This is a genomic window from Agrobacterium cavarae (assembly GCF_004310285.1).
In the GTDB taxonomy this organism is placed as follows: domain Bacteria; phylum Pseudomonadota; class Alphaproteobacteria; order Rhizobiales; family Rhizobiaceae; genus Agrobacterium; species Agrobacterium cavarae.
The window spans coordinates 17,617-38,895 of sequence record NZ_SISF01000026.1 but is presented as its reverse complement, the minus strand read 5'-3'; the positions used below and the strand labels follow the sequence as shown (position 1 = coordinate 38,895).

Annotated in this window: 17 protein-coding genes; 14 read left to right on the top strand and 3 right to left on the bottom strand. The window is 56.0% G+C overall.

The features are described from left to right. Positions 1–378 precede the first annotated feature (378 nt). The 14 genes from EYC79_RS07080 to EYC79_RS07015 all read left to right on the top strand — a co-directional run bounded on the left by EYC79_RS07080 (position 379) and on the right by EYC79_RS07015 (position 16,511). Entirely contained in the window at positions 379–1,806 is a 1,428-nt protein-coding gene (locus EYC79_RS07080) for a mannose-1-phosphate guanylyltransferase/mannose-6-phosphate isomerase (RefSeq protein WP_111850927.1), read from the top strand. A gap of 42 nt (positions 1,807–1,848) precedes the next feature. After that, on the top strand, positions 1,849–2,808 hold the full coding sequence (locus EYC79_RS07075) for an endonuclease/exonuclease/phosphatase family protein (protein ID WP_025590903.1): 960 nt from the start codon (positions 1,849–1,851) through the stop codon (positions 2,806–2,808). A 49-nt stretch (positions 2,809–2,857) separates the two neighbouring features. Continuing rightward, a complete protein-coding gene (locus EYC79_RS07070) occupies positions 2,858–4,051 on the top strand; it encodes a glycosyltransferase (protein ID WP_025590904.1) in 1,194 nt (397 codons plus the stop codon). Then, a complete protein-coding gene (locus EYC79_RS07065; RefSeq protein WP_162693088.1) occupies positions 3,990–5,333 on the top strand; it encodes a lipopolysaccharide biosynthesis protein in 1,344 nt (447 codons plus the stop codon). Before EYC79_RS07070 ends, EYC79_RS07065 begins: the two co-directional genes overlap by 62 nt. Position 5,334: 1 nt before the next feature. Beyond that, positions 5,335–5,793 carry an LbetaH domain-containing protein gene (locus tag EYC79_RS07060; protein WP_111850930.1) on the top strand — a complete coding sequence of 153 codons (459 nt, stop codon included), beginning with the start codon at positions 5,335–5,337 and terminating at the stop codon, positions 5,791–5,793. Beyond that, positions 5,793–6,803, top strand: a complete 1,011-nt coding sequence (locus tag EYC79_RS07055; protein ID WP_025590910.1) for a glycosyltransferase family 4 protein — start codon at positions 5,793–5,795, stop codon at positions 6,801–6,803. The genes EYC79_RS07060 and EYC79_RS07055 overlap by 1 nt, the downstream gene beginning before the upstream one ends. Positions 6,804–6,859: 56 nt before the next feature. Next, positions 6,860–7,858 (top strand): phosphoribosyltransferase family protein, encoded by a 999-nt coding sequence (locus EYC79_RS07050; protein WP_111850931.1) that lies wholly within the window; start codon positions 6,860–6,862, stop codon positions 7,856–7,858. 56 nt (positions 7,859–7,914) lie between these two features. Continuing rightward, positions 7,915–9,027, top strand: a complete 1,113-nt coding sequence (locus EYC79_RS07045) for a glycosyltransferase family 4 protein (protein ID WP_162694033.1) — start codon at positions 7,915–7,917, stop codon at positions 9,025–9,027. A gap of 120 nt (positions 9,028–9,147) precedes the next feature. Further along, positions 9,148–10,365, top strand: a complete 1,218-nt coding sequence (locus EYC79_RS07040) for a glycosyltransferase (protein WP_202961864.1) — start codon at positions 9,148–9,150, stop codon at positions 10,363–10,365. Next, positions 10,350–11,726 carry a right-handed parallel beta-helix repeat-containing protein gene (locus EYC79_RS07035; protein ID WP_162686531.1) on the top strand — a complete coding sequence of 459 codons (1,377 nt, stop codon included), beginning with the start codon at positions 10,350–10,352 and terminating at the stop codon, positions 11,724–11,726. The genes EYC79_RS07040 and EYC79_RS07035 overlap by 16 nt, the downstream gene beginning before the upstream one ends. A gap of 59 nt (positions 11,727–11,785) precedes the next feature. Next, a complete protein-coding gene (locus tag EYC79_RS07030; RefSeq protein WP_113488661.1) occupies positions 11,786–13,081 on the top strand; it encodes a hypothetical protein in 1,296 nt (431 codons plus the stop codon). A 562-nt stretch (positions 13,082–13,643) separates the two neighbouring features. Beyond that, positions 13,644–14,771, top strand: coding sequence for an EAL domain-containing protein (locus EYC79_RS07025; protein ID WP_025590921.1), 1,128 nt, complete (start codon positions 13,644–13,646; stop codon positions 14,769–14,771). After that, positions 14,768–15,241 carry a hypothetical protein gene (locus EYC79_RS07020; RefSeq protein ID WP_025590924.1) on the top strand — a complete coding sequence of 158 codons (474 nt, stop codon included), beginning with the start codon at positions 14,768–14,770 and terminating at the stop codon, positions 15,239–15,241. The genes EYC79_RS07025 and EYC79_RS07020 overlap by 4 nt, the downstream gene beginning before the upstream one ends. Before the next feature lie 745 nt (positions 15,242–15,986). Beyond that, entirely contained in the window at positions 15,987–16,511 is a 525-nt protein-coding gene (locus EYC79_RS07015) for a Ros/MucR family transcriptional regulator (protein WP_335625456.1), read from the top strand. Between the two features lie 249 nt (positions 16,512–16,760). Here EYC79_RS07015 and EYC79_RS07010 read toward each other — a convergent pair whose 3' ends face one another. From EYC79_RS07010 to EYC79_RS07000, 3 genes are all read right to left on the bottom strand, one after another. After that, positions 16,761–18,344 (bottom strand): carboxylesterase/lipase family protein, encoded by a 1,584-nt coding sequence (locus EYC79_RS07010; protein WP_162686530.1) that lies wholly within the window; start codon positions 18,342–18,344, stop codon positions 16,761–16,763. Positions 18,345–19,037: 693 nt separating this feature from the next. Beyond that, the gene (locus EYC79_RS07005) at positions 19,038–20,096 is read right to left on the bottom strand and encodes an isocitrate/isopropylmalate dehydrogenase family protein (RefSeq protein ID WP_111850935.1); all 1,059 of its coding nucleotides are present in this window, start codon (positions 20,094–20,096) and stop codon (positions 19,038–19,040) included. 16 nt (positions 20,097–20,112) lie between these two features. Continuing rightward, positions 20,113–21,273, bottom strand: coding sequence for a lactonase family protein (locus tag EYC79_RS07000; protein WP_111850936.1), 1,161 nt, complete (start codon positions 21,271–21,273; stop codon positions 20,113–20,115). Between the last annotated feature and the right edge of the window lie 6 nt (positions 21,274–21,279).

Below are 21,279 nucleotides of genomic sequence, written 5' to 3'. Positions count from 1 at the left end.
CAGGCCCGACGGGCATCACCCGGGTATAAGGCTGAGAAACGTCAGGTTATGAATCGAAGAGATCGCGACAGCGTCAAGTACGCCCCCCACGCGTTTTTTGCGATGTTAGCATTGCGACTGGTCTCTGCGGTATGCCCTGCCTTGCTTCCGGCTTGATCAAAATCACGGTCTTGAGAACGGCGCTCTCCTTGATTGGCTTGCAGGCAGCCTATGTCCCGTTGGTTATTTACTGTGTGCTTTGTTCAGTGAAACGAAGTCAGACGAAGTCGATGCCCAACCGCCTATCTGACGAGGCACCGCCTGCGCCCGCTTCGTCTCAAACAAACGCTGTTCCGTAGCGCCTACGGGCACGCAGAGCTTCAATCAAAAGGATGGAATATGACAAGTAAAATTGTCCCTGTGATCATGGCAGGGGGCAAGGGCACTCGGCTGTGGCCGTTGTCACGTGCCACGGCAGCCAAGCAGTTTTTGGCATTGACTGGCGAAGAGACACTTTTTCAGTCCACTCTCGCGCGCGTGGCCGACAAAACTGTCTATGAGGCACCCTTGGTGGTGACCAATGAAGACTTCAGATTTCTGGTTGCCGAGCAGGCGCGCGCCAGGGATATCGCGCTGTCTGGTATCGTGCTGGAACCTGTGGCGCGAAACACCGCGCCCGCCTTGGCCGCGGCAGCGCGTATTGTCGCGGATAGGTTTGGTGAAGACACCATGCTATTTGTGCTGCCGTCGGACCACGCGATCACGATGGATGACAATTACCAAGCCGCCACCTCTGCCGCTTTGAGGGCGGCCGCGAAGGGAGAGCTGGTGACCTTCGGCATCACGCCGTTAGAGCCGGCAACAGGCTATGGCTATATCGAACTGGGCAGTCAGCTGGAGAACGGCGCCTATGCGGTTGGTCGGTTTGTGGAGAAACCGAATGCCGAGACCGCCCAGGCGCTGATCGATACCGGCAACTACTACTGGAACTCAGGCATGTTCCTGTTTTCGGCAGCCGCAATTATCGCTGAATTGGAGCTTTATTCGCCTGACGTTGTGACGGCTGTGGATCGCGCGGTTGCGGAGGCAACGCTGGACGCTGATTTTATTCGTCTTGATCGGGATGCATTTGCGCAAGCACCTTCGATTTCGATCGACTACGGGGTGATGGAAAAGACCGCCAATGCCGCCGTTGTCCCATCCGCCATCCAATGGTCGGATCTGGGAAGTTGGGATGCGGTCTGGAAAATCGGAGAAGTGGACGGCGACGGTAACGTGGTGCACGGCAATGTCACTGTACGTGATACCACAAACTCGCTGGTAATTTCCCGCAATGCCCATATGGCCGTGCAGGGCATGGATGGCGTGGCCGTGATCGCCTCGGAGGATGCGGTTTTGATCGGGCGTCTGGACAATGCGCAGGATGTGGGCAATCTGGTGAAGTTACTGGCCGCCGACCGGAAAACGGCAAGCCTGACCGAAACACATCCAACATCGCTGCGTCCCTGGGGTGGGTATACGTCGATCCTTAACGGTGATCGCTTCCAAGTGAAGCGATTGTTCGTTCATCCCGCCAAGAAGTTGTCCTTGCAAAAGCACCATCATCGGGCGGAGCATTGGATCTGCGTGAAGGGAACCGCGGAGGTCACCATCGGCGATCAGGTCACCATCTTGCACGAAAACCAGTCCGTCTACATCCCGCAGGGAGCCGTGCACCGGCTTGGCAATCCTGGTAAAATTCTGCTGGAAATGATCGAGATCCAGACTGGGTCTTATCTGGGCGAGGATGACATTGTCCGTCTTGTCGATGAATTCGGCAGGACCTGATCGGGGAGCTGAGAAGCAGCCCGATACTGGACGCAAAACCTCATGAGAAACATACTCTTTCACATTTGCGCGACCCTGCTGGGTCTGGCGCTGGCTTTCTTCGCCCTGCGATATACCACTGACCTGTGGGCGCCGGCTGTCGTTTTCTCCCTCCAGCTGCATGCCGGTGTCGCAATGATGCTGTTGGCGCTGTTTTGTCTGGCTCTGCGACCCGGTGCAGTCTCGATGGCTATGTTGTGCGCAACCATGTTGGTTGTTTGCCATGCTGTTCTGATGATTTGGAATTCGCTGCCGCCAACATTTTCGGCCGGGACCACCAGCACGCAAAGTCTGCGTGTGCTGTCCTTTAACGTCCTGGGCGAAAATCTTGAAAACGGTGGTGCGATCGCCGACTACATCCTGCAATCGGGCGCAGACATCGCCTATGTCATGGAAGCTGCCCCGGTTGGCTTACATCTCGATCGCCTGTCAAAAACCTTCCCGTATCGCATCGGCTGCGGAGACCATACGAGCACATGCGATCTGCTGTTGTTGTCAAAGTATCCGCTGGAGATGGTTTATGTCGGCAATCTCAGTGATTTGCGCAAGGATCGATTTGCAACGGCCCGAATTCATCTGGGCAGCGTCACGCTGTCTCTGGCCGCAGCGCATCTGAGCAAACCTTATTTTGACAAATACCATACAAATGAGCTGGCGGGACTTGGTGAAGCCCTCAGTAAGATCGACGGTCCTTTGGTGCTCGCGGGTGATTTCAACGCGGCAACCATAGCCCCCGACATGCAAGGCCTTTTGAAGCGCACTGGATTGACGACGGCTGGCTTGGAGCCAGCGACGTGGCCGATCGGCGCAGGAATTCTGGGCGTTCCCATCGACCATATTTTCATTCGTATGCCAGTGATGGCGCAAAAATTGTCCCGCATCCCGTCGAGTTTTGGTTCCAACCATCATGGGTTGATCGCAGACCTCACCGTTCCGAACGGTGGCCTCTTGCCCGGACTCTGATCGGCTCTGCCCCTTCATTCAACAAAACCTTTTGGAAGGCGTTCTCACCATGAAGAATGGGAACTTAAAGGCACCCCCGCTGCCGGTGGTGATCCTCTCTACGGCTGATATTGATGCGCCGATCTGGACCAATAAACAGCATATAGCGGCGCGCCTCGTGGCCGAGCGTGAGGTCCATTATATTGAATCCCTTGGTCTGCGGGCACCGAGATTGAGCATCAAGGATCTGCGCCGGATCTTGGCGCGGATTTCGACAATCCTTTTGAAAAGACACAATCCTCCAAACATCAACGCATCTGGCAAGCGCCGTGAAGGCGTCGAGGCTTTACATAGACATCTGCCCATGGTTATCCCATTTCACGCCTGCGCGCCGGTGCGAGCGTTCAATCGGTGGATGATCAAGCGCCGTATCCAGCCGCGCTTGCCGGAGCGCTATGCGCTTTGGAGCTTCTCACCCCTGACCTATGGGCTGGAGGAACGAGCGGAGATGGTCGTGTATCATTCGGTCGACCTGTTGCACACGATTGACGGTATCCCGCGCAAAGCGTTGCTTCAAGCCGAGCGTCGGCTGATTACGCGGGCTGACGTGCTGGTTGCATCAAGTACAGGTGTCGCAAACCATCTGCGGGCCCTCCATGCAAACCCGATGGTGTGGGAAAATGTTGCCGACATCGATCTGTTTCAGGGGCTGCGCGCACCGGCATCGGATCGTGAGCGGCGCGCTATTTTCGTCGGCAACCTCACACCCAGCAAAATCGACTTCGCAATATTTGAGGCCATCATCGCCAAGGGGGTACGGCTTGCGCTGGCAGGACCGTTCAGCATTGATGGCACGAAACGCGACCCTGCGCTTGGCCGGCTGCTGGCCTCGCCACATGTTACCTATCTTGGCACGCTGAATCAGCAGGAAATGGCGGCAGAAATTGGCAAGAGCTGGGTCGGGATCATCCCCTATCACCTCAACCAATACACAACGGGCGTGTTTCCAATGAAGGTCTACGAGTATCTGGCTGCTGGTTTGCCGGTTGTCGCAACGGCATTACCAAGTATATCGGGCCGTGCGATCCCCGGGGTCACGATCGCCTCACCACAAGATTTTGCCGAGGTCGTTGCTCGCGCCTGCGCAGGCGAATACGCTTCCCCGCCGGGTGATTTCAGCAAAAACAGTTGGGATGCGCGCCTTGAACAGATCCGGACATTACTCGATTCCGGCCAACAACAGCCCGTGGAAGCTGCGCTTTAGGATGCCGATGCGCTATGTTCGCGACGCGCTACCGCTTATGCGCAGTCTCATTGCTTATGCGGCGATGCCGGCAGCCGGGATAATCACGGCCCCGATCCTGGCGCACGCCCTGGGCGCCACCGGGCGAGGGCAGTTAGCGGGTATTCTTCAGCCCATGACCCTGGCCGCTGCCGTGGCAGCGCTCGGTGTACCTTCTGCCGTTACTTATTTCATCGGCCGGCAGTCTCCGCCGGGCAAGGTCATTCGGCTGGCGGTGATCATAGCACTGATCATGACTTTTCTCGTGGGTTTGGCGTTGTTCTGGTACTCTGCGAGAATTGCCGAGCAACTCGATATAAGCCGTACTTTCTTGCTGCTGATTTGGGCGGCGTTCTTGCCGAGTGCCTTTATCGCCATACGACGTGGGCACATTCAGGGGTTGCGGCGATATGGTGCGCTTGATCTCGAGCGGATGCTGGGGTCAGGTTTGCGCGTGGGCGCCATCGTCCTGCTCTGGATAATCGGCGTGAAATCCGTGATCGCATTTGCCGCCATCTATATGATTGCCGGACTCAGCGCATCGGCGGTGCTTCGGCTTCCGGGGAATGCGAATGCCGCAAACACATTGAGACGCCAAAGCGGCAACATAATCCCGGAATTTACAAGCGCGCCTTTTTTCTCATACGCGATACTGTCCGCCTTCGGGACGATTGCGGCTACAGTGTCAGCCCGCCTCGACCAGGCGATCATGCCTGCAATTGTCGCGACCAATGATCTGGGATACTATTCTGTTGCCGTCACGGTTGCAGAAGTGCCTGGAATTATTACGGCAGTGCTTACGCGCAACGTACTGGCCGAAGTGGCTGGCGGCATCCACAGACAATCAGTGCTTCGCTCGATACTGCTCGGCGGATTTGCGCAGGTGGCCTTGACCATCGTAATCCTCGTAATCCTCCCCTATGCCGTTCCTATCGTGTTCGGTGGGGATTTTGCGCCTGCTGTGGCATTAATCCGGATTCTGCTGCTGGGTACCTTTATCGGTTACTGGGCCAATGTCGTCGCCGCGTATCTCGGTGGCCTGGGCAGGCCCGGCTACAATTCTTTGGGGCAGGCCGCCGCCGCGTTCACGACGATCATTCTGTTTTGGGCTGCCTGGCAGCGAATGGACGCCGCGACAGCTGCATGGATCAGCGTCTGGTCGCAGGCCGCTGCACTCGCCACGGCGCTTGTTCTGGTTACTCGGCTAAGTCCGCGCGGACAAAGCCGGAATGTTTCAAACCCAAATGCGGAAGACGCAAACTAATATGCTTCTCACAGAACCGGCTCGTCTCTGGCTCCTGTCCACCCGGTACCATCGCGAAGGTAAACGCCGAAGGGCACGGCTGATTAAAGCCTATCTTTTCCTTGTTTTTCGTGCCGCTCTCCCGCCGGAAGCGGTACTTGCGGGGCTTCCATCTCTTGGTCATTTTGCGATGAATATCGTTGTTCATCCCAACGTATCCCTGGGTCGCGATGTGAGGCTGTGGCATTGCGTTACGCTGTCAGTCAACGATTCTCCCGGGACCAAATCGCGATTGACCATCGGCGACAGAGTAGAGATCGGCACGGGTGCGGTGATCATCGCCCCCCTGCGCAGCAGCATGTCCATTTGCAACGATGTCAGGATTGGGGCGAACTCGGTTGTGACCCGTTCGATTACACAGCCTGGCACCTATGCCGGCGCCCCCGCGGTGCGCGTCGTACCACGCGAAAAGGTTGAATAATGCGTATCCTCTTCGTCACGCTTGAGGTCTTCGGCGGCGCGAAAAAAGGCGGCGGTGAACGCTATGTAACGGAACTGGCCCGTGCCGCGCGAAACCGGGGGTTGACTGTCGATGTCGTTGTTGTGCGGTCCTTGCGCGAATTTGCAGAACTTGGCGATCTCGATGAGCCGGCGCATGCCATTTCTCTACGCCGTTTTTTCGACTTGGCGTATCGATGTGACATTGTCCATGTTCACCAGCTCAACACGCCTGGTTTTGACTATGCAGCGCTGATGGCCAAGTTGCTGCGCAAACCACTGGTCTTGACCGACCATGGCGGAGGCGCGCTCGCCCCTGGCCGGGCTCTGGGACGCTTGCGGCTGCGTCTCATCGATGCCGCAGGCTATGTGAGCGCCTGGAGCAGGCAGGACCTGGATCCAACGGGTATTATCAAACAGAATGTGATCATTATGGGAGGTGGCGATCATTTGCCAGACGCAGATCCACTTGAGCAGTGCTATGACTTTGGCTTCATTGGCCGCTTGGTGCCTCACAAGGGCGCCCATATCGCGGTTGAGGCTCTACCCGTAGGACGTCGTTTGGTTTTGGCGGGGCAACCTAGAGACCAAGCCTATTTCGCTTCTCTGAAACAACTGGCGCGCAACAAGGATGTCACCTTCGTTTCGGACGCGACTGATGAAGTTGTCGCCAGTCTCCATAAGTCCATAGGGTTTCTTCTCGTCCCCTCCGTCGAGCATTATCAGCGCCGTGATTTTTCCCGCCCTGAACTTTTGGGTCTTGTCGCGCTAGAGGCGCTGGCGGCCGGGACGCCTGTCATCGGCTCGGATGTCGGTGGGCTTGGGGAACTTCTCAAAATGGCAGGCCAAATCACTGTTCAGCCGGGCGATGTTCCTAAATGGCATCAGGCCCTTTCAAAGGCAGCGGGCAGTCGTTTTCCATCTGTGACCAGTTCCGCCTTCACATGGGATGCCGTCGCGGGGAAATGCATCGAACTCTATAGATCTCTTTAGATCGAATTTTGTACTGCGCATCGTTGATCGTGTGTGCTTAGCTGAGGGGCAATTGCGTGCAACTGAAGACCTATAACGATTTACAGAAGGATATTGTCGGGAATTTATGGAAGATCCCGAATGATGTTGATTTAATTGTCGGTATTCCTCGCAGTGGCATTCTGGCAGCGAGTTTCATTGCGCTTTCGCTGAACCTGCCTCTCGTCGATCTCGATGGATTTTGTGCGGGCCGCGTGTTTGAAACAGGGACGACACGGCGGCGGGGAAATGCGTCGAAGCACTATCGTCGTGCTCTCATTGTCGACGATAGTAGCCGCACTGGAGAAGCGTTGGCCAAGGCGGTTGAAAAGCTGGACACCGCAAGCGTCGACTTGCCGCCCATCACCACCTGTGTGGTTTACGGAACATCGTCTATTCGGGGCCGTGTCGATGTGGTGATGGAAATCATTGATAAGCCGCGGATTTTTGAGTGGAATGTGTTGCATCATCCGGGAATTTTGAAAGACGCATGCCTCGATATTGATGGCGTTCTTTGCCACGATCCCAGTTACGCAGAAAATGATGACGGACCGGCTTACCTCGATTTTCTACAGCAAGCCCGCCCGCTTTACCTGCCGAGCCATCCGATCAAGGCGCTCGTGACCAGCCGTTTGGAGAAATACCGTCCGGAAACGGAGGAATGGTTGCGGCGCCACGGCGTTGTGTACGAGCAATTGATCATGCTCGATCTTCCAAGCGCCGCAGAGCGACGCCAGGCGGGCGTGCATGGATCGCACAAGGCGGCCTATTATCGGACGAGTTCGGCAAGGCTGTTCGTCGAGAGCGAACTGCATCAAGCCAATGAAATTGCGAGAATGAGCGGCAAACCTGTTCTATCCATTGAAGGGCCGAGGCTATGTCTGCCAAACGGCTTTTCTCCTCAGGCCCTGAAGCAACGGATCACCAATGTGCGTCTTTTGGCGCGGTGGTTGCGTGGCTGTATTGGCGACAAATGGGTTGATCGTCTTCGCGTTGTTTATATGCGGCTGTCGCGCGCTAAATCCAAAAAGCTGTAATCCCGATGAAACTTTTATTTGTGTCGAGATCGACACCATTTCATCGACTTGGCGGCATGGAAATACTGTCCTGGGCTCTTGCCAAGGCCATCGTTCTACGCGGGCATCAGGTTGAATTTCTGACCACCGGCATAACGGGCTTTCTTCCGGGCGCATCTGTTGATGGTATTACCGTCCATGCACTGGATTGCGCAGCAGGGCGCTATTCAAAAGCCTGGTGGAGCAAGTCACGTTCTGTCTTTCTGGACCAATATGCCGACAACGTCGATCTGGTGATGGGCGTTGGGGGAGGCGCGCATGGCGTTCTGGATGCCAAAATAAGAGGAAAATGTCGGACGCCGGTCATCTTGCAGTCGCATGGCACGCCTTGGGGGGAAATTGTCTCGAAGCTGGCCGTCCGGTCGCCCATTTCCTGGGCGGGGGCAGCCCGGAACATTCCCTATCTGGTGCGAGACTGGCGGCTTGGACACTATTCCGGGATCGTCTCCATCGGTCCCGCCGTCGATGAGGCACTCCGGCGCAAACCCATGTCGAAGCTTGTGCACCACACGCCCGTCACCATGATTGAGAATGGTGTGAACGAAGGGGAGTTGAGATTTGACCCGGCAGCTCGCAGCCGCCTTCGGCAGAGATTGGGCATAGGTCCGTCCACGGCGATCGTTGTTTCCCTAAGCCGCGTGATCTTGCAAAAGGGGGTTCGTGAGTCACTGGTTGGCTTTGCGCGCCTTGTGTCGAAACGCCCGGATGTTGCCTATCTGATCGCGGGGGAGGGCGATGCGGAACCTATGCTCCGAGCCTTGGCAAAAGACTTGAATATTGCCGACAAGGTGCATTTCCTTGGGCCGGTCTCTCGTGCCGATGTTCCAATGGTTTTAAGCGCCGCAGACGTTTTCCTGTTCACGTCGCTGAGACAGGAAGGTCTGGCGATTGCACCGCTTGAGGCGGCGGCGTCCGGGTTGCCCGCCGTTCTGTCCAGCCACCTGAGGCTTCCGGAACTCGTGGCCAGATATGCGCCACCAACAGAACCAGACGCCGTGGCTGATGCGCTCCAAGCCACCTTGGATAGTGCGCCACCTCGCAACACAACTCTTTTGCCCAAGCGTTATTCTCTTGAGCACGCGACCACCCGATACCTTCAGCTTTTTGAAGAGACCATTTCACGCCGCTGACATCCGTCTCGCGCGCATAGACAGGTTGCTCCTCCCACTCCTTATCACCGTCCGCGCACCTGCTGCGACACGTCGCTGACGGCTGCCCAAACACCATAACATCACGACACCCGTCGATCTTTGAACCTTGATCTCACGCTGGTCACACCAATGGCGCGAGCGGGCGCGGCCATGCGCACGTGCCGCCATGATTTTCCCACCTGCCCAATTTTCCCCGAGCCACCCCCATTGATGAAGGTTAAAATCGTGCGACATCTCGACGTAGTATTGGCCCATGACTATCTCACCCAGCGTGGCGGAGCGGAACGGGTCACCGTGGAACTCGCGCGGGCGCTCAACCCGCGTTATTTGATAACCGCGATTTACTCCCCGGAAGATGCATTCCCGGAAATGAACCGGATTTCGATACGATCGACTGCGTTGAGCAGAGTGAAGTTGTTCCGCCGAGATTCTCGTCTGGCGCTGCCATTGCTGGCTTCTACATGGAATTTTATCAGGCCCGTGCGCGCGGATGCCGTGGTGTGCAGTTCATCTGGTTGGGCGCACGCGCTGCGGACTGCGGGGGCAACCCGAAAGATCGTCTATTGTCACAACCCGGCACGATGGCTTTATCAGGCGGATGATTATCTGCTGGATCGCCCATGGCCAGTGCGGGTGGCGTTGGGCCTCTTGCGAGCGGGTCTGTTGAAATGGGATCGCAAGGCGGCGGCCTCCGCGGATGTCTATATCGCGAATTCCACCTCGGTTGCAGAGCGCATTCGGCAAGTTTACGGCCGCGAAGCCCGCGTGGTTTTCCCGCCGGTTTCGGTTGATCCAACCTTGCCGGCAGAGCCAGTTCCGACGCTCGCGGGTAAAACCTTCTTCCTCATGGTGGGACGGTCACGTGGATACAAGGGAGCGCAGCCGTTGGTGGAGGCGTTCAGGGGTATGCCCGAGCATGTGCTTGCCGTTGCCGGTGGCGGCAAGATTCTGGATGCGCCTGCCAATGTTGTGTCGACCGGTTACGTCAGCGAGGCGAAGTTGCGTTGGCTCTATGCCAATGCGCGGGCATTGATCTCGGTGTCACGAGAAGACTTTGGATTGACGCCAATTGAAGCGAACGCGTTCGGCACGCCGGTTCTGCTCTTACGGGCAGGTGGATTTCTCGATTCGACGGATGAAGGCACGAGCGGTCTTTTCATCGACGACGCGACACCAGAGGCGATCCGTAGTGCTGTGCGTGCTTTCCCGGACACATGGGATACCGACGCCATCAAGCGTCATGCGGAGAAATTCAGCCCTCATCGGTTTCACGAGGCCATCCGTCGCATCGTTGCGGAAACATGCAACGCCGGGTGAAATGCTCGCGGCTCCAGGTACGGACTGAAGGAGGAACTATGCGCCGAAGACGTCTGCTGAAAGCCTCACTACTGTTCGCCACAGGCTGTGCCGCGTGGCCGGTCAGCGATGTTCACGCCGCCATCGAAAGAGAAATCTATGACGTTAGCGATTTCGGCGCAAAGGGTGATGGACGCAATGATGATACCGATGCGATCCGGACCGCAATGGCGCAGGCGGCGGCATCCAGAACATCTGCGACTGTCCATTTCCCCAAAGGCCGATATATCTTCAGCACCCTGGAAGAGCAGTTTGACGACATCGAGTTCAGCGGCGATGGGGCGGTCCTTGTATCGACATTGCCAGTCGGCACTCCTCAGCCGGCAATCTGGTTGCACGCCAGGAAGCTTTGGATCCACGATCTATCGCTTGATTATACCGATGCGATTGATGTGCGCCGACCCGGCGTCGTCGAGAGCCGCAAGCCCAACGCCTACGGTTTGCGCCTTGGCGGCGCGCGTGACCCGCATTTGTGGAATGCAGAGCTGGTCCGGGTCGAACGCGTTCAGGTCACCAATGCGCGGGGCGGCGGAATCCAAGTCTCCCATGCCAGTAACGTTACGGTTCGCGGCTGCCGCATACGCCAGGTTTTGGGCAACGGATTGGGTTTTGACGGTTGCGTGGCCAATGTTCTTGCCGAAGACAATGACATTGCCCTGACGGGTGACGATTTGCTGGTGATTGTCACGGACTTCCGTGTTCCCAACGGCACGCGAAACGTGATCTTTCGCCGTAACACTGTGGCGAAAGGCTACGCCAAGGGCATTGCGTCCAGCGGAGTTGACGGCATGGTCATCGAGGAAAACACCGTGAGTGACACGTTCGCGGGCGGAATTGTGGTGTTTTCCGATAGCTATTATCGGCTGGGTCGATCGATAGACGTGACTGTCAGTGGCAACACCGTTAAGGCGGCAGGCCGCTTCTTTGGCGAAGGACAGTTTCGTAGAGAGGCATCACCCGTTGGCAACTCGATTTATGTTGCCGGTGGATCGGCAAACGTGGCCATTCGCGGCAACACGCTCATCGGATCTGTGCGCGACGGCATCGTCGTGACGACAATTAAAGGCCTGTCGATCGTCAAAAACAATGTGCTCGACCATCCGGGAGTGGGCATACTGGTTGGTGATCCAAGCGATATAGACACGAAGCGGGTCAGTCATTTTCAAATCGCATTCAATTCCGTCCGGGACAATCGTGATGGCATCATCGTCGGATCGGCAACAGACGGCACAATCACGGACAACGTGATCACGCTGGCTCCCCCGGGTAGGGGGCAAGCACTTGTTGTGGCTAACAGCAGCGCAGTCATCGTCCAGAAGTGAACGATTGGCACATGATTGCCGTGGAATGCATCTTCCACAGCTGCTCATAAAGGTGAAATTTGGATACGTTGAACCAAATTCTATTCATCGGGATCTGCTTTTTTATCCTGTTGCGCTTCTACTGGCTGGCCTTGCGGAACACGCCATGGAAAGGCTTGCTGTCTGCGCTGGCATGTATTTTATATATATTTTGCTTGTATGGCTCGGCCTTGATGCAAGTAGCAGGTCTCAGCAGCACGAAGCTTCTGGGGCCCCATATTTTGCCGCCTGCCCAGGCCTATGAGCTGGGTGGACTGGCAGGCAAATGGGCGATCGAATTATGTGTGATTTTGCTGGGTGAGGTTATGGCGGGGTTTCTCGTGCCACAGCGTAACCCCCTTATTTCTCAACGCTCCATTTCCAGAGCGTCTGGCGAATTCAATTTTGTTATGCGCAACGCCGCCCTTGCGTTGATCGTAGTCGGTTCCATTTCAACACTGGCGTTTCATTCCGACCTGTCCAGCCGTGCGGATGGAGGGCAGGGAGTGGTGACCATTCTCAAGACCTGCCTGGCGGTGGGGTTGTGCGTGTTTGCCTTCCATAACTTCTTCAATCAGAGGATTTATTATCTGGTCAGTGCTTGCGGGATGATCCTGCTGGTCACGGGGGCGGTCAGAAGTCCGGTTCTCTCCGTGGCCCTGGCGTTTTTCGCGGGCAAGATTGCGCGCGGAGAAGTCACTGCGGCGATGCTGATGCGATACGCCGTGTACGGGCTTGTGCTTGCGGTTGTAGGCGGGGCCATGTCGAACTTCCGGGGCGACGTTGTTTCAGGAAGGGGGGCTGATCTTTATACCGCGTTTGCGGAGTCGATCGAAAACCCTTTTACCGCCGTATATGGGGGAGGTATCGATACGCTTGATGGCTATCGCCTGGCACAATTCGTCCAGCCTAACGAACCGGCTCGTCCTGCGAATATTCTTGTGGCCATCACGACTTTTGTCCCTCGCGCTCTCTGGCCCGACAAGCCACAGGATCTGAGCCTCGACATCACCAACCGGTATCTACGGTGGGACCAAGGGGGTATTTTCCTGTCTTTGGTCGGTTACCTCTCTATCGCATTCGGCGGTTACATTCAGGCACTGCTTGCACTTTTCATATTGATGACCGGATTGTGCGGACTATACCGAAAGGTGTTTGCAACCTTTTACGGATTTATAGTTCTGCTGATGACCTTCCGCCTATTCCTGGGCGGGTCTCCATTCGATATCTATTTCTGCCTAGTATACCTGCTCATTTACACTCTCGCTCAAATCCCCTTCAAGCTGATTTGGGTTGGTTATTCTCGGAAAACGTACTCAGATGGTTGGCCTGTATAACGTTATGGCGCTCCGTCTCTTAACCAAACCGTTAAGGACAGCGCGAGGTTAAGGAGGTCGATAGGCACGCAGGTGATCTCGGCCATTCCACCGGTTCGCGTGCCGATCGAGCGAAGATGCTCAAGGGTGAGCCAACAGCTTGATCACCTCCAGGGAAGTGCCTTCTTCCGCTATTCATAAAGGCGCTGGAAAGTTTTGCCGCCATTGCTCCGGCCGAAGCACGAGCCGGTACGATATGCGCCACTGCGCCTTCTGAACATGATCGGTGTACGCCGCGACGATCTCAGGGGCGGAGCCTACGAGACGTCTTCAGCGCGTGAATGCCCATACGCCTCTTAACACCTGTAATGGGCAATTTCGGCTCCGACCCTCTGACTGGCCGAAAGCGACGCGGATGCCACCGTCTTACCCTTAAGACCGCCAGCAACACCAAAGAGGAGTTTCCCATGCGAGAGCCCATGCTGAATGAACTATCGTTGATCCGATCTGTCTGCATGCAGAGGAGCGGTGAAATTCGTGATCTTCTTTTCCGTGGTCAGATTTTCGCTCGGAGGCAGGTCGCATGAGACGACTTCCACGATCCTTTGATGTGGTCATCGATAATCTCTCTCACGTCGCGGCCGCATATTCTGATGGCGTAGCCGCGCGGGTACAGCACGAAATCTGGAGACGCCTCTCCAACATTTTTAAAACGGAGGACTGGGAGGTATCCGAGAGCCCTTCGGGTGTAAAAATTTCTTCTCGTGCCAGCGACGCGATAGCATATCCCCGGGCAGAACTTGTGGAGGCAGCGCTTGTCGCAGCCGCGCGACGCCCGGTTACGATCAAGACTCAACAGATCGTACCGAGTTTGAGCGCTCATTTTGGAGAGACCGAGAAGATCGCTCCGCTTGTCGAACTCGACCCTGGACAATACCGGATGGATATGTGTGCCGCAGCGCTCGCCTATGATGCGTTGAATGTCGGTGAGATGCGTTTTGCCGAGCAGGCCGTTGTGGGTGGAGAACGCTACGACCGACCGCTTTACCACGAGTGCCTTGCCCGACTGTTGGATCCAGACGGTGCCGTCGTTCTTCCCGGAACCTATATCGCCGCCCTGGAACGCCTCGGATTGATGCGGGTCTTTGACTGGCACGTCGTTCGGGAGATCTTCCGTCAGCTCGAGTATCGGCACGACGTCGTTATGGGCTGCAATGTTTCGGCGCTCTCTGCTGTGGATGACATTTGGTGGACATCCGCTTTTGCACAGTTGCGCCGACGACCCGATATTGCCAAACGGCTTGTGATTGAAATCACTGAAACTGCAATACTGCCAAGCGTAACCGATGCCATGGCCTTTATTTCGGCCGTCCAGGGGGTCGGCGCACGTGTCGCTATCGATGATTTCGGCGTGGGCCACTGTTGCCCCAATTTTGCCTGCGAAGCCAACGCTGACATCGTTAAAATTGATGGGTCACATGTGCGCAACCGGCTTTCCAACGAGGGGCAGCTTAAGCTCCGGAATTTGGTAAGCCTCGTCGGCGAGTTCGCGCCGATCGTTGTGGTGGAGGGGATAGAAAGTGCTGATGACCTGCACGCTGCGAAGGCAGCCGGTGCGAAATATTTTCAAGGCTATTATTTTCAGGCTCCGACATTTCCCGACCGTTTGGTCAATCGATCTCAGACGATAGGATGGGAGAAAGTCCGTTGAACGGCGAAGAGAGAAAGCCGCTTGGCTGGATGTTGGTAAAGGGCAAGGTTCAAATACGTGCCGGAAAAACCTTGGCGAGTCTCTCGATGGACGGTGCGCAGGCAGGATGCGGGCGGACTAGCGCTCTACTTGCCCGGCTGGCCAGATTCCGGCCTCTCGATGACCGGCCGGAGCATGCCTGGGCACATGCTCATATCTGTGATCAGAAAATTCAACGAATTGTTAGCGATCCGTCGTTCGGCTTCAGCACGGACGATGTTCGTACCATTATGTCGAGCTACCAAGCGGGTTTGATCGCAGGGCTGGACGGTCTGAGCTTTTCCTTTGACGATCGGATGCACGCACCATTTAGCCGCGACGAACTTCGCGACGTCAGCGCGATGGGTTTTAGGCACGGAGATGCGATACGGCAATGGTGGGCTAGCTACACGGCGTTGGTAACGGCCTATTTCGATGGGAAGTGGGTATGAAGAAAACCTCCAAGACCGCTCAATCTGAAGACACTCTCCCGCTTTGATTCACATCAGCACCTTGAATATCGGGTCGATCGTTTTGCATTCGTTTTGATTTTGCGAAGTTGATGCCGGTTTTCTTACTATTGCTGGAAGTGCTCACGCAGTTATCGTCGTTGAGGACACCTTCGACGCTATAATAGAGGCTCCAGGCGATCGCTTCGCGGTGGCAAATCGCGCCAATGCAGTCTTCTCACCGTTAGACGTGACACTGTGTAACTTTATGTCGATAATGGTAATCGACTGCTGAAGCGTTTCGCGCGCACCTTGATGAAGGCAGCCGCCCTTGCCTTGCCCTGATCTGGGCAGCACTACAGAGCGCGACAATTGCTACTATGAGGGAACCCGCGAAGAATGAATAATGGCAGCTTCGCCCAACTGGACGCAGAGGGAATTGGTCTCCAACTTCTTCGTTGCCCCAAAAATTTGGTGGTAACATTGATGCCTGTGTCTATCCCGTCTTGATCAGGAAGGCCAACGTCTCCCGCCGCCGGCTGAGCCACGAGTTCAACTGAACTTGCTTCCTCCAGCCTCCGCTATCCCGTTCATGGATGACAGGGAACGTCGCCGTTTTTGACACCGACCGTTCATGGCGTCATAGCCCGCTTCTCCGGCAGTCTCTGTCTCGGCGCATCGTATAAGTGCGGGAACAACACGTGCTCGCTTCACGCAGAAGCTTCTGCAAAGGCCAGCCTGATCAATCGTGCTTACAGTTAATCCTAAAAAGCAAAATAAGGGTGAATATCAAGTGGTGAAGAAGCCAGCCGTGACTAAAAACCTGACAAAGCAGATAGAAACCGCGCTTCAACCATCAGGGTTGACGACGTGTCTTCCCTCAGTTGAAGCGACCGCGAAGATTGTAAGCGCGTGGGTGAAGAAGAACCACATACCGGCAGCGGCGCTACCCGGACTGATAACTATCGTGTCGAGCAGCCTTAGGAAGGCAGCTTCAGTCAGCCCCACAGACGTCATCGCATCCACTCGCTCGCCAGCTGTTCCACGCCATGAGTCGGTTACCGATGAATGGATTATCTGCTTGGAAGACGGGCTGAAATTCAAGTCCTTGAAAAGGCATCTGCGGGTCAAGTACGGGCTGGCTCCTCAGGAATATCGTTCAAAGTGGGGGCTACCGTCGTCTTACCCAATGGTGGCACCCGCTTATTCTCGCCGACGGTCTGCACTGGTCCGTCGGTTAGTATGGAAGGATAAAGCAGAAGGAAAAAAGTAAACAAGGGCCGGTTGATTGAGACGATCGGATGAAGTGCTTGGCCTCCGGCGACATACACATCTGTCATCGGCGATGTCGGAAAGACATAACATCAACTAGACGATCACTCGATCTATCCCTTGCGTGATATTTTCCTTCTGGCTGGACATCGTCAACAATTGCGGCGCTACGTGGTCAAAACCACCAGGAGCGACTTGGGGTTCCAAACTTTAAACTGGCCCCGCCCAGCATTTTGACGGGGCCCTTCTATCAATTCTTCACCATCTTCCGGAAGAAATTCATTTGGGGTTTGTTTGGCAAGTCTACGACGGTGGTCTTGTCACCGATTTCCAGAACCTTCTCGGCAGTATTATCGAAGGTTGGCCACTCAGGCAGACCTGTCCCATTTGGATTTCCTGTTTCCACGAAGTTGGCGATGTAAGCCTGCCAGAGGCTCGACAGCTCCCTATCGCGTGCTGTGAATTCGCGATCAAGCACATCGAGCGTGCCGAACACGTAAGGCACCTGCGAGCCGTGATACGCGCCCAGAAGCGAAGCGGGAGAGTTTTCCTGGAACGACTGTCCTTCCCAGAATGGGCTTAGCCGAGTCCAGTAATAAAGGTAGGTTGGCGACTTTCCCTTTGCCTGGTTTGACGCCGCGTTCCAGGTGTTGAGACCAAAATTGGCATCGCGCGAGAATCCCACGCGCGCTGCTGTCGCTGTCGCGTTGTCCTTTACACCATAGAGCGTCCGCATCTCCGCCACGCGTTCCTGACCCACCTCTCTGGCCGCCTGTTTGACAAACTCGTCCTCGGTCCGGTTATAGATGTTCTCGTAGAACTCATCCCTGCTCCACCCGACAAGGTACGGCACCTGGGCCTGTTCGCCCGCCGCCCATACATCGCCGACCGACTTATTGAGGAAATATCCGTCGACCACCGGACCCGCAAAGCGGGTTTTCGTATCCGACCATAGTGAAAGTACGACTTCGGCGGGCATTGCCCTGAGGTCTTTGATCGACTGATCGCCGAGCATGTCCGTGAACTTGCGCCCTTCATCCTCGGCAGCCTTGAGAGTTTTCGTCTGAGTGGCAGCCACACCTCCGCTCTGCGCCAGGGCCCCGTCGATCAGTCCTCGTGCCAGGGGAGATGCCATGAGGTTGTTCACGCTGGTACTGCCCGCGGACTGACCGCCGATTGTCACTTTGCTGGGATCCCCTCCAAACGAAGAGATATTCTTCTCGACCCACTTCAATGCGGCAACCTGATCAAGAGCACCATAGTTGCCGGAACTGTGGTTCGGTGACTGCGCAGTCAGGTCGGGATGGGCAAAATAACCGAATATGTTCAGGCGATAATTTATCGATACGACGATTATACCCCGTTTCGCCAAGCGCTCGCCGTTGAACTCAGGTTTCGCCGCTGAGCCAGAAGTGAACGCGCCGCCGTGTATCCAGACGAAGACCGGAAGTTTTGACGACGAAGATGCATCTGCGGGCGCCCAGACATTAAGGTGGAGGCAATCTTCGCTCATCGGGAGGTTCTGATTGCCGTATACCTCTATACTAATGGTCCCCGGCGTTCGGAGCGTCTGCATGCACATCGCCGGCTGCTTGTCGGCCTTCCGCACTCCGCTCCAGGGAACAACTGGGCCTGGTTCCGCCCACCGCAACTCGCCGACTGGGGGCGCGGCATAGGGGATTCCCAGGTAGGCCTTTACCTCTGTGTTTTGAGCCCATTGGCCCTCGACCTTACCTCCTTCAATTTGAAGCGGATCACCTGTAACCCGAGCGAGTGCATTGGACGACGATGCCGCGAAGGCCACGGCGAATATAACTGCGAGATATTTGTCCAAAATGTTCCTCCAACACTGAATAGACGACAGCTAAAATGTTCTATATAAAGATATATTACAATGATATTTTTTCGTCGTCCTTGAAATAAATTTTCGTAGCAAACCGCTTGAAATGCGATGCTTCTGTGCCTCGAAAACTATTCAGGTCTAATCGAGGCCGAGAGAGCTTACCCACCGGCCTGAAGCAAACCAGCCGCCCCGCCAAATGCGTTGCCTCGAAGAACACTGCCGGCGCCCGAAGATTGTTAAATAATTTAAATTATGACAATTAAATGAGCATTGGTGCTCGGGAGACTTCATGCTGTGGTTGTACGAACATTATCCAAATATTGATAAAGCTGCTGCGGTTCCGGCTTAACTCCTTGGCCGAAAGGCTCGCGCCAAACGCGCCGACTCGGGTAAGCACGCGCACCGCAGCAATCGCCTTCGCCCGTGAAGATGTTCATGTCGCATCACGTTCCCCCGACGGGGTCATAACTGAAACCTCAGAGTCGTTCCGCCTCGGCAGATCAGCCGCCCCCAGCGATTTGCCTATGCCGTCTTAATGAGCGCGCCCGAGAAGCAAAATCCAGATACCAATAACGGATATCCGTCCCTCGGTGTGAGATCGAAAGCGAGAATGCTCGACTACTGTGGGGTTGGCCCGTTCCATTCCATACTGAAGAACTGTTGCCACCGGAGGTAACGCCGGAGTCACGACAGCATCTGACAAACGAGGTTGGTGAATTCGGTGGTAGAGCCTCGGCCACCTACGTCTGGTGTCCGCAGGTCGGGATCGAGCAAGGCCTTATCGACGGCGGCTTCGATCCCAGAAGCTGCTTGTTCGAGCTTGCTGTTTCCACCGTGGCGACCTCGCCACGCCAGGAGCATTGCTGCGGACAGGATAAGCGACGTAGGGTTCGCGACGCCCTTTCCAGCGACGTCCGGCGCTGAACCGTGCTGTGCTTGCGCGACGCAGACACCTTCGCCCATGTTGATCGCCCCGCCCAATCCGAGGCTGCCGCAGAGCTCGGACGCTTCGTCAGACAGTATGTCTCCGAACATGTTGGTGGTGACGATGACGTCGAACTGATCTGGCTTGCGGATCAGCATGGCCGCTGCCGCATCGACGATCAGTTCCTCCAGTTCAACGTCGGGGTAGTCTCTTGCGACCCTGCGGACTTCACGGAGGAACAGGCCATCGGACAGCTTGACTACGTTTGCCTTGTGAACGACTGTAACCTTGTTACGCCGAAAACTGGCGATATCGAATGCGACCCTGGCTATGCGGGCAGAAGCGCGAGCCGTGACCTTCCGTATTGAAAGCGCCATGTCGGGATCGGGCATGAACTCTCCGTCACCGGCATGCATGTTGCGGTCGGAGTAAAAGCCTTCGGTGTTCTCCCGGACGATGACCAGATCCATCGGCTTGCGAAGAATGGTCAGTTCCGGACGGGACCGGCAGGGCCTAATATTCGCGAAGAGTTCGAGGCCGACGCGCAAAGCGCCGGATGGATTGACGCCGCCTTCCTGCTTGCTGGGATATTCGTAATGAGACACTGGCCCAAGCACCACGCCGTCGTGGTCGGGGATCGCCGAGAGCACCTCTGGCGGCAGCGTCGTGCCGCGAGACTTTAGTGCCGCGAGGCCGATTTCCATATCTGAGAACTCAAGCCCGAGGTCGAACCGGCGGTCGGCGGCTTTAAGCACCGACTTCGTTGCCGCCGCTATCTCCGGGCCGATACCGTCTCCGCTGAGAAAAAGGATTTTCATGACTGCTCTCAGACGATCAGGCGAATGCAATGGAGACCGGGCTACCGGTCGCAGCTGTTTCAGTAGGGTTCGTCATCATTCCTTCTGCCCTCAAGTCATATGCGACCACGGTATCGGTCAGTTCGTTTGCCACAAACAACGTTTTCCCTGTCGGAGAGAGACTCGCGAACCTGGGTCCTTTGCCAAGGGTCTGGTGCCATCTCGGGTCGGAGATCTTGCCGGAGGCGGCATCGATGTTGAACTGTACCACTGTGTTTTGACCGCGATTGGTTGCAAACAGCTGGCTGCCGTCGGTTGAAGCACCGATGGCAGCGGCGCGATTATCGCCCAGGAAGCTGGTAGGCACGCTCGGAACAATTTCGATCGGAGTGAGGGCACCGCTGGTGCTGTCGAATCCATAGGTGGTGATCGACGAATCCAGTTCGTTTACGACATGTACGATATCGCCTTGTGGGTTGAATACCGCGTGTCTTGGGCCGGCGCCCCGCCGGGTAGCGATCGATGTCACGATCTCAAGCTTTCCGCGCTCATCGACGGCGATGGTGAAGATGCGGTCGAGACCCTTGTCGGGCACCAGAAAAAAGCGGCCCGAACGATCCGCGACGATCTGGTGGGGATGGGACATCGTCTGCTCGGTTCGATGCGGACCCGATTCTCCAGGCAGAAAAATAGGGTCTCCTGCCTGGCTGAGAGTGCCGTCGGTCGAAATCGGTATCGTCACGATGGAGCCCGTCGCATAGTTTGCAACGAGCATCGTCTGGGAGCTCGGATGTATGACCAGATGAACCGGGTTCTTGCCTCGGGTCGATGCCGTCGCGATCTTTCGAAGCTTCCCGATGTCGGCATCGATTGCGAAGGATGTAATCTCGGACTCGTCACCATGGACCGTGTAGAGGAAGCGGCGCTCGGCGTCGGTGATAAGGAAGGACGGGTTCGTCAGTCCATCGAGAAGTTGGATGTGCTCCCACTCACTTTCATTTTGACCGATACGATACACTTCTATGCCCTTGCCGCGGGCCTTCCGTTCCTTTGTTGTCCGCGAGCCAACATAGGCAAAGCGGGGCCGAAATGGTTTCAATGTCGACTCCTTGGCCGCAACAGCTATAGGCAAAACGGCTACTGCTGCAGCCGACATTCCGATGCCCTTAACAAAGGCTCTTCTGTTGATCACTTTCATTCTCTC